The sequence below is a fragment of the Methylobacterium sp. FF17 genome, assembly GCF_025813715.1.
Lineage (GTDB): Bacteria > Pseudomonadota > Alphaproteobacteria > Rhizobiales > Beijerinckiaceae > Methylobacterium > Methylobacterium flocculans.
In genome coordinates, this window is record NZ_CP107532.1 from 3,242,146 (window position 1) to 3,254,488 (window position 12,343).

The 12,343-nt window shown below is 68.5% G+C and carries 9 protein-coding genes; 7 read left to right on the forward strand and 2 right to left on the reverse strand.

Annotated elements, in window-relative coordinates:
* Positions 1-97 precede the first annotated feature (97 nt).
* Entirely contained in the window at positions 98-2,518 is a 2,421-nt protein-coding gene (locus OF380_RS15205; protein ID WP_318784119.1) for a PAS domain S-box protein, read from the reverse strand.
* 430 nt (positions 2,519-2,948) lie between these two features.
* On the opposite strand from OF380_RS15205, the gene OF380_RS15215 reads away from it, so the two are divergent.
* The 6 genes from OF380_RS15215 (at position 2,949) to OF380_RS15240 (ending at position 8,588) form a co-directional block, all read left to right on the forward strand.
* Complete coding sequence (locus OF380_RS15215; protein WP_264045350.1) at positions 2,949-4,055, forward strand: sensor histidine kinase; 1,107 nt, start codon at positions 2,949-2,951, stop codon at positions 4,053-4,055.
* Positions 4,055-4,513 (forward strand): response regulator, encoded by a 459-nt coding sequence (locus OF380_RS15220; protein ID WP_264045352.1) that lies wholly within the window; start codon positions 4,055-4,057, stop codon positions 4,511-4,513. Before OF380_RS15215 ends, OF380_RS15220 begins: the two co-directional genes overlap by 1 nt.
* A gap of 113 nt (positions 4,514-4,626) precedes the next feature.
* On the forward strand, positions 4,627-5,916 hold the full coding sequence (locus tag OF380_RS15225) for a LarC family nickel insertion protein (RefSeq protein ID WP_264045353.1): 1,290 nt from the start codon (positions 4,627-4,629) through the stop codon (positions 5,914-5,916).
* Complete coding sequence (locus tag OF380_RS15230; protein WP_264045354.1) at positions 5,913-6,740, forward strand: adenine nucleotide alpha-hydrolase family protein; 828 nt, start codon at positions 5,913-5,915, stop codon at positions 6,738-6,740. The genes OF380_RS15225 and OF380_RS15230 overlap by 4 nt, the downstream gene beginning before the upstream one ends.
* Complete coding sequence (gene larB / locus OF380_RS15235; RefSeq protein WP_264045355.1) at positions 6,737-7,438, forward strand: nickel pincer cofactor biosynthesis protein LarB; 702 nt, start codon at positions 6,737-6,739, stop codon at positions 7,436-7,438. Before OF380_RS15230 ends, larB begins: the two co-directional genes overlap by 4 nt.
* A 40-nt stretch (positions 7,439-7,478) precedes the next feature.
* A complete protein-coding gene (locus OF380_RS15240) occupies positions 7,479-8,588 on the forward strand; it encodes an aldo/keto reductase (protein WP_264045357.1) in 1,110 nt (369 codons plus the stop codon).
* Between the two features lie 26 nt (positions 8,589-8,614).
* On the opposite strand, the gene OF380_RS15245 is transcribed toward OF380_RS15240, so the two are convergent.
* Positions 8,615-10,237, reverse strand: coding sequence for an ABC-F family ATP-binding cassette domain-containing protein (locus tag OF380_RS15245; protein ID WP_264045360.1), 1,623 nt, complete (start codon positions 10,235-10,237; stop codon positions 8,615-8,617).
* 190 nt (positions 10,238-10,427) lie between these two features.
* Between OF380_RS15245 and OF380_RS15250 the strand changes: the two genes are divergently transcribed.
* Positions 10,428-12,311: an MHYT domain-containing protein gene (locus tag OF380_RS15250; protein WP_264045361.1), complete on the forward strand. Its 1,884-nt coding sequence runs from the start codon at positions 10,428-10,430 to the stop codon at positions 12,309-12,311.
* Positions 12,312-12,343 lie beyond the last annotated feature (32 nt).

Here is a 12,343-nt window from a genome sequence, read left to right on the forward strand (position 1 = left end):
CATTCCGAATCGGGGCATGGGCGCGCGCCCATCGTCCCGCATGGCGTTCCAACACGGAGGCGGCCCATGGGTTCACCGGAGAGGGCGTGGCGGATCCTCACGTGGCGCCGGTCCCGCGCTCGACGGCCCGCCTCAGGATGCGGGAGAGATCCTCCACCGAGTAGGGCTTGCGGAGAAGTTCGAAGCCGTGCGTGCCCTGCTCGGCGATGACGTGGCTGTAGCCGGAGGCCAGCACCACCGGAACGTCCGGCCAATCGCGCCGGATCGCGTGTCCGAGTTCGATCCCGTTCATGCCCGGCATCACGACGTCCGAGAACACGATGTCGAAGGGCGTCGCCGTTTGCCGAAGCGCATCGAGAGCCTGTTCCGCGTCCGTGACCCAGTGGGTGTCGTAGTCGAGTTCCTGAAGCGCCTGTGTGGCGAAGGCGCCGACCTCGAGGTTGTCTTCGACCACCAGCACGCGGGTCCCGTGACCGTCGGCGAGGACCGCGGGCTCGGGCAACTCGGCCTGCGGTACCGAACTGCCCGCAACCCGGGGCAGGTACAGGGTAAAGGTAGCACCCTGTCCCGGCGTGCTCTCCACGACGACCTCGCCACCGGACTGCTTGGCGAAGCCGAAGACCTGGCTGAGACCGAGGCCGGTGCCCTGGCCCACACCCTTGGTGGTGAAGAACGGCTCGAAGATCCGGTCGAGGACCTCGGGCGGGATCCCCGATCCCGTATCGGAGACGGAGACCGCCACGAAGTCACCGCGCACCTGGGGATGCGTGCGTACCGCCGGCACCGCGAGGGCACGGCGGACTCGGATGGCCAGACGCCCTTCGCCGTCCATCGCGTCGCGGGCATTCACCACCATGTTGACGAGCGCCGTGTCGAACTGGCTCGGGTCGGCATCCACGAAGCAGGTCAGCGGGGTGCCGTCGGCGGCGCGGCCGGGATCGACATCGGTCTCGACCTGGATGCGCGCGCCGGTCAGCGTTCCCACCATGTCGGCCACCGAGGCGACGCCGCGGGCCACGTCGAACACCTCCGGACTCAGGGCTTGCCGCCGGGCGAAGGCGAGGAGCTGGCCGGTGAGCTTGGCCGCCCGCGACACGGTGTCGGAGATCGCCCCGATGTAGCGTTGCCGCCGGTCCTCCGGCAGGTCGGGCCGCTTCAGAAGGTCGGTGGACGACTTGATGACGGTCAGCAGGTTGTTGAAGTCGTGGGCGACGCCGCCGGTCAACTGCCCCACCGCTTCGAGCTTCTGGGATTGCCGCAACTGTTCTTCGAGGGCCTTGCGCTCGGTGACGTCGCGTCCGGCCGCGTAGAAGTGATCGTCCTGGGGGATCGCGTTCCACGATACCCAGCGCCATTCGCCATCCGCCGTGCGCATTCGAACGTCGAGGTTCTCGAGGATCTCACCCGCGCTCAGCCCCTTCATCGCCACCGTGGCGGCGGGCAGATCGTCGGGATGGACGTATTCAGCGAAGCTGGTGCCCCGCACCCGTTCGCCGGGCCAGCCCAGCATCCCGGTCCAGGCCGGGTTCACGGAGCGGTAGATGCCATCGAAGCCGCAGATCACGAGGAGGTCGCGGCTTGCGCGCCAGACGAGGTCGCGCTCCACGGTGCGGTCTCGGGCGGTGGCGCGCAGGAGGGTCTCGGCCTCGCGCCGCTCGGTGATGTCGTTGAACAGGATCGCGACCCGATGCTGCACCGGCTCGCCCACCCGCAGGGCATGCACGTCGAACCAGCGCCCGAGGGCGACGGCGCCGCTCTCGAAGCGGGACGGGCGGCCCGTGAGCGCGACCGTCCCGTAGATTTCGAGCCAGCTCGGCTCCAGCCCCGGAATGACCTCGCTCACCCAGCGCCCCACGACCGCCCCGAGGCCGGCCTGCCGCTCGAAGGCAGGATTCACTTCGAGGAACCGGTAATCGACGGCCCGTCCGCCCGCATCGAACCGCATCTCGACGATGCAGAAGCCCGCATCGATGGCATCGAAGAGGGTCCGGTAGCGCGCCTCGCTCTCGGCGAGCTTGCCTTCCTCGGTGCGGAACCGCGTGACATCGAGCTGGCTGCCGAAGAAGTAGAGCAGGCGACCGTCCGGCGCGTAGACGGGACTGACGTAGAGCTCGTTGCGGAACGGGGTGCCGTCGCGGTGATAGTTGATGATCTCGACGACCACGTCGCGGCGGGCCGCGATGGCGTCGCGCACCCGCGCCACCTCGGCCGGGTCGGTACCGCTACCCTGCAGGAACCGGCAATTGCGTCCGAGGAGGGCGTCGGCTCCGTAGCCGCACAGCTCCTGGAACGCCCGGTTGGCGAACACGATCGGGTTGTCGGGGAGATTGGGATCCGTGATGATCATCGGCATGCGGGTTTTTTCCGCCGCCGTGAACAGCAATTCCGATCCGGCGGCGGAGGTGAACTGGCCCACCGCCGGCGCACGGACCCGCGAATCGCGCTCTGCTTCCAGCCGGGCGATCTCCGCCCTCAGCTCATGTTCCTGCTGCCTCAGGCGGTCGAGCGCGTCGTCCATATCCCCCGGTCCATTCGGATCGACTTCGTGCCGGGGCACGGATGCGCCAGCGGCCAGATCCCTAGCCTAGCCCGACCGCCTCGGCGAGATCCATGACGAGGCGTCCGGGACCAGCGACCGATCCGGCCCGCGACGGGTCCATATCGCATGACAGGACGGGTGGGTTCCACCGGAGGAGAGCCACCTCGCTGCGTGAGGGTATGAGCGCTCCTCGGTGTTCCCCTACCTCGCGGGAAACCGGGGATGGCCGCGGACCCAAGCTGAAGTGTCCCTCGACACGGAACCAAACGATGGACCATGGATTGCGCTTATCATTCCGTGTCTACCGATGCATGCAGGCGAGTTGGAGATCGCGTCGGTAGCGTGCGTGCGCAAGCGGGCCACGCAGTCTTCGTCTGTTGGGCCGATCAAGGTTGGGAATTGAAATCGCGTGCCGAGCCGTCCACCGACACATGCGTTCGATACCGCCACCACGACCCTTCCGACCTTGCGCAGGGGCTCGCAACTCCACGAGACGGAGCGACGCCTCAACGCTGTCCTGAACAACGCGTCGGTCGCGATCTTCCTGATGGATGACCGTCAGCACTGCGTTTACATGAACCGCGCGGCCGAGTTGCTCACCGGCTACAGCCTGTCGGACGTCCTGGCGCGCGATTGCCCGCTCCACGACATCGTGCACCACACCTACCCGGACGGCCGGCCCTTCCCGCTCGAAGAATGCGCCATTGATCGCGCGTTCCCCGAGAACAACCAGGAGCGGGGCGAGGAGGTCTTCGTCCACAAGGATGGGCATTTCTACCCGGTCGGCTTCACCGCGAGCCCGATCCGGGACGATGCCGCTCGGATCATCGGCACGATCATCGAGGTCCGGGACATCACCGAGGAAAAGGCGGCCGCCGAGCGCCAGCGCCTTCTGACCAACGAGCTGAACCACCGCGTGAAGAACACCCTTGCGACGGTGCAGTCGATCGCCGCGCAGACGTTCCGGGGCAAGACCGACGAGGCTGCCCGCCGGATGTTCGATGCCCGCATGGTCGCCCTGTCCAACACACACAACGTTCTGACGTGCGAAAACTGGGAGAGCGCCAGCCTGCGCAGCGTCGTCGAGAGCGCGCTCGCCCCGCATGCGCTGGCCGAGATCGACACCGCGCGGTTCGACCTCGTCGGCCCCGACACCCGCCTGCATCCGAAGGTCGCCGTGACGCTCGCCATGGCCCTGCACGAACTGATGACGAACGCCGCCAAGTACGGGGCTCTCTCCGTCCCGGAGGGGCGGGTGAGCGTGCGCTGGGCGCTCCTGCCGATGGACGATGGTGAGCGCTTGGATCTCACCTGGACCGAGACCGGTGGTCCACCCGTGGAAACGCCGAGCCGGAGAGGCTTCGGTACGCGACTGATCGAGCGTCAACTGCCGATGGAGTTCGACGGGTCAGCCGAGATCAACTTCTCCCCGGAAGGGGTGGTCTGCCGCCTCGCGATCCCGCTGACCGCGCTTGGCTGGCATGGACAGGATGTGGTGCTGGGGCGCGGCGCGTGATGGCCGAACTCACGGGACGCCGCGTTCTCCTGGTGGAGGACGAAAGCCTTGTGGCGATGCTCGGCGAAGACATGCTCCTCGAACTCGGCTGTACCGTGGACGTCGCCATGCGGCTCGAACAGGGGCTCGTTCTGGCGACGCGGATCGCCTTCGATGCGGCAGTCCTCGACGTGAACCTCGGCAAGACCTGCAGCTATCCGATCGCCGATCTCCTGGCCGAACGCGGTATCCCCTTCATCTTCGCCACAGGGTACGGCACGGCGGGTATCGAAGCCGCCTATCGCGGCGTTCCAGTGATGCAGAAGCCCTACCAGATCGGTCAGATGGCGACGCTGCTGCGCCACGTGCTCGTCACGGCTTCCCCCGACGGCGGGGCGGATGACGGAGGCGGGCCCGCGCCGTCCGATTGCGCGTTTCGGACGAGCAAGGCCGAGCCCGCGCCGATCCGCGCCGATTGATCCACGCGACGCTGCGGCCTTCGGTCCGAGGGCTGCCCCGCTTGCCGCCGGACCTTTCCGGCCGATGTCGCGTTCGCCTGTCACGGTGACGGCCCCGCGAACGCAACGAGCGCATGCAGATTCATCTCGACGCACTGGGAGGGGTGGCGGGCGACATGTTCGCCGCCGCGCTCCTCGACGCTTTCCCGGAGCAGGAAGCCGGGGTGCTCGCCAGCATCTGGGCCGCGCTTCCCGACGTGGCGTGCGAATGCATCCCCCACAACGACGGAATCCTGTCCGGACGGCGGTTCGTGGTCAGCAAGCCCAGTCCCGGGGACCGGGAACGCGAGCGCCCGCACAGTCACCCGCACCATCATGGCCATGCCCATCGGCATGACGGATCCGATGCGCCAGACCACGCGCACCGGCCCTGGTCCGGTATCCGCGACGACTTGGGCAACGCGCCGCTCGCCCCGGCGATCCGGGACCACGCGATCGGTATCTTCACCCATCTGGCGCAGGCCGAAGCGCGCGTGCACGGGATCGACGTGGAGTCTGTGGCCTTCCACGAGGTCGGCGCCTGGGACTCGATCGCCGACATCGTGGCGGCGGCGCACCTGATCGATGCACTGGACGCCTCGGCCTGGGACGTCTCAGCCCTGCCGCTCGGGTCGGGCCGCGTAAGGACCCAGCACGGTCCGTTGCCCGTCCCGGCCCCGGCCACCAGCCTCCTCCTCGCCGGCTTCGCCACCCTCGACGACGGCATCCCGGGCGAGCGCGTGACGCCGACGGGTGCGGCCATTCTGCGATACCTGCGGGAGCGCGCGCCACCGGCAGCGCGTGGCGCACCGCGCATCCTCGCCGGCACGGGTATCGGCTTCGGCACACGGGTCCTGCCCGGTATCAGCAATTGCCTGCGCGTCCTCGTCTATACGGAAACCCGAACGGTCATGCGGACGGCCGGCGAGCATCGCGAACTCGGCGTCATCGAGTTCGAGGTGGACGACCAGTCGGCGGAGGATCTGGCGATGGGGCTCGATCGCTTGCGCACGCATCCGGATATCTTCGACGTCGTGCAGATGCCGGCCTTCGGCAAGAAAGGCCGTATGACCACTCACGTCCGGGCGCTCGCGCGCGCCAGCGCCATCGAGGGCGCCATTGCGGCGTGCTTCACCGAGACGACAACCATCGGTCTTCGCCATCACATCGTCTCCGGTGCGGCCCTGCAGCGCCACGCCGCGACGGTGTCCGTCGACGGGCGGGAAGTCCGGGTCAAGGTCGTGGGGCGCCCCGGCGGCGCGACGGCCAAGGCCGAAGCCGACGACGCCCTCGCCACGGAAGGCCACGCGGCGCGCGCGGCCCTGCGCCGGGAGGCTGAGGCGATCGCCCTTCGTGAGTACCGTGAAAGGGGAGACGACGCATGAGCGCTCCGCCCCGTGAGCGGCTTTCGGACGTGCTCGCCGGGATCGGCCCCCTCGCGGTCGCGGTGAGCGGAGGCGTCGACAGCCTGACGCTGGCGGCCATGGCGCATCATGTCCTGGGCGGCGACGGGGCTCTGATGGTGCACGCGGCCTCACCCGCCGTGCCGCACGAGGCCACGAGCCGCGTGCGGGCGCAAGCCGCCGGGGCGGGCTGGTCCCTGCGCGTGGTCGAGGCGGGCGAATTCGCGGATCCGAACTACCGGGCGAACCCGGTCAACCGCTGCTTCTTCTGCAAGACCAACCTTTACGGCACGATCCGCAACGTCACCGACCGCCCCATGGTGTCGGGGGCGAACCTCAACGATCTCGGGGAGTACCGGCCGGGCCTCGATGCCGCCCGCGAGCACGGCGTGCGCCATCCCTATATCGAAGCCGGGTTCGACAAGTCGGCGGTCCGGGCGCTCGCCCGCGAACTGAGACTCGGCGCCGTGGCGGATCTGCCGGCCGCGCCCTGCCTTTCCAGCCGGGTCGAGACCGGCATCCGGATCGAACCGGAGATCCTCGGCTTCATCCATACCGTCGAGACCCTGGTCGGGACTGCTCTCGGTGGTCCGCCCGAGCCCGGTCGAGCCGTGCGCTGCCGCGTACGCGCCGCCGGCATCGTGGTGGAACTCGATCCCCTGAGCCTTGCCGCCCTCGATGGCGACGCGCGGGATGCTCTGGCGGCGCGGATTCGGTCCTGCAACCCCGCGGGCCTTCCGGACGCGCCCGTGCGCTTCCTGGCTTACCGCACCGGCAGTGCGTTCCTGACCGGAGTTTCGGCATGAGCGTCAGCGACGAATTCGTCCTGGATTTCGCCCGGCCCGAGCGGATCGGCCTTGAAGAGGCGATCTACGCCGCTGGGAAGTCCTCGGACCAGATCGATGCCATCCTGGATGAAGCCAGCGCGCGGGGTGCGCCCCTGCTGCTGACGCGCCTCGACGCGAACAAAGAGGCCGCCCTCGCTCAACGGCACAGGGGCGCGATCGATTACTGCGCCGTTTCGCGCACGGCTTTCTTCGGTCCGCGCCGTCCCGTGCAGGGGCCGGCGCGGATCGGCATCGTCGCAGCGGGCACCTCGGACGTGCCTGTGGCGCGGGAGGCGGAGCGCACGCTCGCCTACCAGGGCCACGCGACCACCCTCTTCGCTGACGTCGGGGTCGCCGGCCTTTGGCGCCTGACCCGCCGCCTGGACGAGATCCGGGCACATCCCATCCTCATCGTGGCCGCCGGCATGGATGCCGCCCTGCCGAGCGTCGTCGGCGGACTCGTTGCGAGTGCGCTCATCGCCGTGCCGACCTCCGTCGGGTACGGCGTGGCCGAAGGGGGCCGGACCGCCCTCGACGCGATCCTGGCGAGTTGCGCGCCCGGCATCACCACCGTGAACATCGACAACGGTTACGGTGCCGCCTGCGCGGCGATGCGTTGGCTCCACGCGGCGCGGGCGCTCGCATCCTCCGATCCCCGCGCGATGGAGCAGGCCTAATGCGCGTCCCTTCCCAATCGCCACATCACGGAGACCCGATATGGAACGCCGCAGCTTCCTACAAGGGGCCGCCCTCGGCGCCGGCCTTGCCGCAACCGGCAGCGCGAGTGCGGCCGTGACCGCCCCCGGCCTGCCCGAAACCCGTCCGAAGGATCCGGCCGACCTGCCGCTGATCACGGATCCCGGCGAGCGCCGGGGCGAGATGCTCTACCGCCCCTTCGGCCGTCACGCCGAGAAGATCTCCGCGATCGGGATGGGCGGCTTCCACCTGGGTAAGAACGCCGTCTCGGACGACGAGGCGACGCGCCTGATCCATGCCGGCGTCGATCGCGGCATCACCTTCATGGACAATTGCTGGGACTACAATCACGGCCGTTCGGAACTGCGCATGGGCGCCGCTCTCGCGCAGGGCGGTTACCGCGACCGGGTCTTCCTGATGTCGAAGATGGACGGGCGCACGAAAGAGGAGGCGATGCGTCAGATCGACGAGTCGCTGAAACGCCTGCGAACCGACCGCATCGACCTCGTCCAGCACCACGAGATCCTGCGCTACGACGACCCGGACCGGGTCTTCGCCGAGGGCGGCGCCATGGAGGCGTTCGTGGAAGCCCGGAAGGCCGGCAAGCTGCGCTATATCGGGTTCACCGGGCACAAGGATCCGCGCATCCACCTCCAGATGCTCGAAGTCGCTGCCGAGCGCGGCTTCCACTTCGATTCCGTGCAGATGCCACTGAACGTCATGGACGCGCATTTCCGGTCCTTCGGGCACCTTGTGCTGCCCTACCTCGTCCAGGCCGGCATCGCGGCGCTCGGCATGAAGACCTTCGGAGACGGCGTGATCCTGAAGAGCGACGCGCCCATCAAGCCGCTCGAATACCTGCACTTCTGCCTGAACCTGCCGACCAGCGTGGTCATCACCGGCATCGAGAGCCAGCGTGATCTCGATCAGGCCTTCGAGGCCGTGAACACCTTCAAGCCGATGGACAAGGCGGCGGTGGCCGAGCTTCTCGAGCGGAGCAAACCCTACGCCCTCCAGGGCAAATACGAGCTGTTCAAGACCAGTGCGACCTTCGATGGCACGGCCAAGAACGCGGCTTGGCTGGGCGAGGACGTGAAGGCCGTCCGGAAGCTCGCCCCGACGATGGAATAAAGATCGTGGGGATCCAGTGCTCGGCTTCAGCTGCGCAGGCCGGGCGCCTCCTGGCCGGTGCGGGCGACGTACTCGGTGTATCCGCCGCCATACTGGTGGATGCCGTCCGGCGTCAGTTCGAGCACGCGGTTCGACAGGGCGGCGAGGAAATGCCGGTCGTGGCTGACGAACAGCATCGTGCCTTCGTAGCTCGCCAGCGCGGCGATGAGCATCTCCTTGGTGCCCATGTCGAGGTGGTTGGTCGGCTCGTCCAGCACGAGGAAGTTCGGCGGATCGTAGAGCATCCGCGCCATTACGAGGCGGGCCTTCTCGCCTCCGGAGAGTACCCGGCAGCGCTTCTCGACATCGTCGCCCGAGAAGCCGAAGCAGCCGGCCAGCGCCCGCAGAGATCCCTGGCCCGCCTGGGGGAATGAATCCTCCAGGAAGCCGAACACCGTGCGATCCCCGTCGAGCACGTCCATCGCGTGCTGCGCGAAGTAGCCGAGCTTGACGCTCCCGCCGACCGCCACGGTCCCGTCGTCGGGCGAGGCGGTGCCGGTGACGAGCTTGAGGAGCGTGGACTTGCCGGCGCCGTTGATCCCCATCACGCACCAGCGCTCGCGCCGGCGGATCGCGAAGTCGAGGCCGTCGTAGATGGTGCGGCTGCCGTAGCGCTTGTGCACGTTCTTGAGCATCACGACGTCGTCGCCCGAGCGCGGAGCAGGCAGGAACTCGAAGGCGACGCTCTGCCGGCGCTTGGGCGGCTCAACCCGTTCGATCTTGTCGAGCTTCTTCACCCGGCTCTGCACCTGAGCGGCATGGGAAGCCCGCGCCTTGAAGCGCTCGATGAACTTGATCTCCTTGGCCAACATGGCCTGCTGGCGCTCGAACTGGGCCTGCTGCTGCGTCTCGTTGAGGGCCCGCTGCTGCTCGTAGAAGGCATAGTCGCCCGAGTAGGTCGTCAACTGGCCGCCGTCGATCTCGACGATCTTCGTCACGATGCGGTTCATGAACTCGCGGTCGTGCGACGTCATCAGCAGCGCGCCCTCGTAGCCCTTGAGGAAGGCTTCCAGCCAGATCAGGCTCTCCAGGTCGAGGTGGTTGCTCGGCTCGTCGAGGAGCATGACGTCGGGGTTCATGAGGAGGATGCGGGCCAGCGCAACGCGCATCTTCCAGCCCCCGGAGAGCTTCCCGACATCGCCGTCCATCATCTCCTGGGAGAAGCTCAGGCCCGCCAGCACCTCGTAGGCGCGCCCTTCGAGCGCGTAGCCGTCGAGTTCCTCGAATCGAGCCTGCACCTCGCCGTAGCGCTCGATCAGGGCCTCCATCTCGTCGGCACGATCGGGATCGGCCAGCGCCTGCTCGACTAGCTTGAGCTCGGCCCCGATCTCGCTCACCGGGCCGGCGCCGTTCATCACCTCGGAAACGACGCTGCGGCCGGACATCTCGCCGACATCCTGGCTGAAATACCCGATGGTGATGCCGCGATCAGCGGCGACCTGGCCCTCGTCGGGCTGCTCCTCGCCGGTGATCATCCGGAATAGGGTGGTCTTGCCGGCACCGTTCGGGCCGACGAGCCCGACCTTCTCGCCCCGCTGCAAGGCGGCGGACGCCTCGATGAAGACGATCTGGCGGCCGTTCTGCTTGCCGATTTTCTCGAGGCGGATCATGGCTTCCGAATCAAGGCTGCGCGGGTTTTCGTCAGGTTGCAGCGCCCTTACGGCATGCGGGCGCTGAAGTGTAGTGCAGGGCGGCACCGGAGATGCCCCGGCGGGCCGCACATCGCCCGATGGTCCTGGACCTGTGCGCGCGCTATCGTCGCGAAGATCCGCGCCGAACAACGGACTGTCCCGCCCGCCCATGGTCCATACCGGTTACGATCCGGCGCTCGTCGCCCTGTCCATCTCCATCGCGATCTTCGCGTCCTATACGGCCCTCGACCTCGGCGGCCGCGCGGGCCGGACCGCCGGAAGCGCGCGCTGGGGCTGGATCGCGGGCGCAGCGGCGGCGATGGGCGGCGGGATCTGGTCGATGCACTTCGTCGGCATGCTGGCCTTCGAGATGGGGATGCCGGCGGCCTACGATCTCGCCACCACCCTGTTGTCGCTGGCGATCGCCGTCGGGTTCACCGGCGCGGCCTTCGGCTGGATCAGCCGGAGGGGGGCCAGCCCGCGCGACCTGCTCATCGCCGGTCCGGCGATGGGGCTCGGGGTCGCGGCGATGCATTACACCGGCATGGCGGCGATGCGGGTACCGGGGAACCTCGCCTATCACGCGCCCGTCGTGGCGATCTCGGTGCTCATCGCGGTCACGGCCGCCACGACGGCGCTCTGGCTCACCTTCCGGCAGATCAGCGTCGCCCAGAAGCTGATCGCCGCCTGCGTGATGGGCATCGCGGTGGCCGGCATGCACTACACGGGCATGGCCGCGGCGACCTTCACGGGCGACGCGGCCGGGGCCCACGCGATGCCCTCCGCCGACATGGGCCACGGACAGCAGAACCTCGCCCTGGCGGTCGCAGGCGCGACCTTCCTGATCCTGTTCCTGGCGATGCTCGCTTCGTCCCTCGACCAGCAGCGGATCCAGCGTGAGCTGCGCGCCAGCGAGGCGCGGTTCCGGGCCGCCGTGCAGGCCGTGCGCGGCGTTCTCTGGACGAACGATGCCGACGGCCGGATGGTGGGCGATCAGCCCGGCTGGAGCGCCATCACCGGGCAGACCCGGGCCGAGTACGAGGGCTACGGCTGGGCCGATGCCGTGCATCCCGACGATGCGCAGGCCTCCGTGGAGGCGTGGACCGCCACCGTCCGCGAACGCCGGACCTTCGTGCATGAGCACCGGGTGCGCAACGCGGACGGAAGCTGGCGGCACTACGCCATCCGGGCCGTCCCGATCCTCGACGCGCGCGGTGAGATCCAGGAATGGGTCGGCGTGCACACCGACATCACGGAGCAGCGTCAGGTCGAGGCCGAGCTTCGCGAATCGAACGAGGAGATCCAGCGCTACGCCTACATCGTCAGCCACGATCTGCGTGCGCCTCTCGTCAACGTGATGGGCTTCACCAGCGAACTGGAGGCGACGCGTACGGAGATCGGCGAGGCTTTGCGCGGGCATCCGCAGGCGGAGCGGATCGATGCCGACCTCGGGGAGGCCCTGGGCTTCATCCAGGCGGCCGTGACCCGCATGGAGAGCCTGATCGCCGCCATCCTCAAGCTCTCCCGCGAAGGACGGCGCAACTTTTCGCCAGAGCGCCTCGACATGACGGCGCTGATGAACCGCATCGCGGATGCGCAGCGCCACCAGACGGAGCAGGCGGGCGCCACCGTGATCGTGGCCCCGGACCTGCCCGCGATCACCGCCGACCGTCTCGCGATCGAACAGGTCTTCGGCAACCTCATCGACAACGCGGTGAAGTACCTCGATCCCGCACGGCCGGGGCGGATCGAGGTCCGGGCGGAGGGCGTCGGGGGCGGCCGCGTCCGGTTCAGCGTGGCGGATAACGGCCGCGGGATCGCGGCCCGGGACCATGCCCGGGTGTTCGAACTGTTCCGGCGCTCCGGTGCTCAGGACAGGCCGGGGGAGGGTATCGGCCTCGCTCACGTCAAGGCGCTGGTGCGCTCGCTGGGCGGGCGCATCGAGGTCACGTCGGAATTGCGGGTTGGTACAACCTTCAGCGTGACGCTTCCGCGCGGGACCGTTACAGGTCATGGTCAGGATGGACCGCCCCTGCGGCTCGCCGCGGAATAAGGATAATACCCCGCGTGAACGCCGTCGAAATC

What these genes read in the sequence shown, in the direction of transcription:
- larB (WP_264045355.1), top strand. Translation starts at nt 6,737, where the DNA reads ATGAGCGTCAGCGACGAATTCGTCCTGGATTTCGCCCGGCCCGAGCGG.
- OF380_RS15220 (WP_264045352.1), top strand. Translation starts at nt 4,055, where the DNA reads ATGGCCGAACTCACGGGACGCCGCGTTCTCCTGGTGGAGGACGAAAGC.
- OF380_RS15250 (WP_264045361.1), top strand. Translation starts at nt 10,428, where the DNA reads ATGGTCCATACCGGTTACGATCCGGCGCTCGTCGCCCTGTCCATCTCC.
- OF380_RS15245 (WP_264045360.1), bottom strand. Translation starts at nt 10,237, where the DNA reads ATGATCCGCCTCGAGAAAATCGGCAAGCAGAACGGCCGCCAGATCGTC.
- OF380_RS15225 (WP_264045353.1), top strand. Translation starts at nt 4,627, where the DNA reads ATGCAGATTCATCTCGACGCACTGGGAGGGGTGGCGGGCGACATGTTC.
- OF380_RS15240 (WP_264045357.1), top strand. Translation starts at nt 7,479, where the DNA reads ATGGAACGCCGCAGCTTCCTACAAGGGGCCGCCCTCGGCGCCGGCCTT.
- OF380_RS15230 (WP_264045354.1), top strand. Translation starts at nt 5,913, where the DNA reads ATGAGCGCTCCGCCCCGTGAGCGGCTTTCGGACGTGCTCGCCGGGATC.
- OF380_RS15205 (WP_318784119.1), bottom strand. Translation starts at nt 2,518, where the DNA reads ATGGACGACGCGCTCGACCGCCTGAGGCAGCAGGAACATGAGCTGAGG.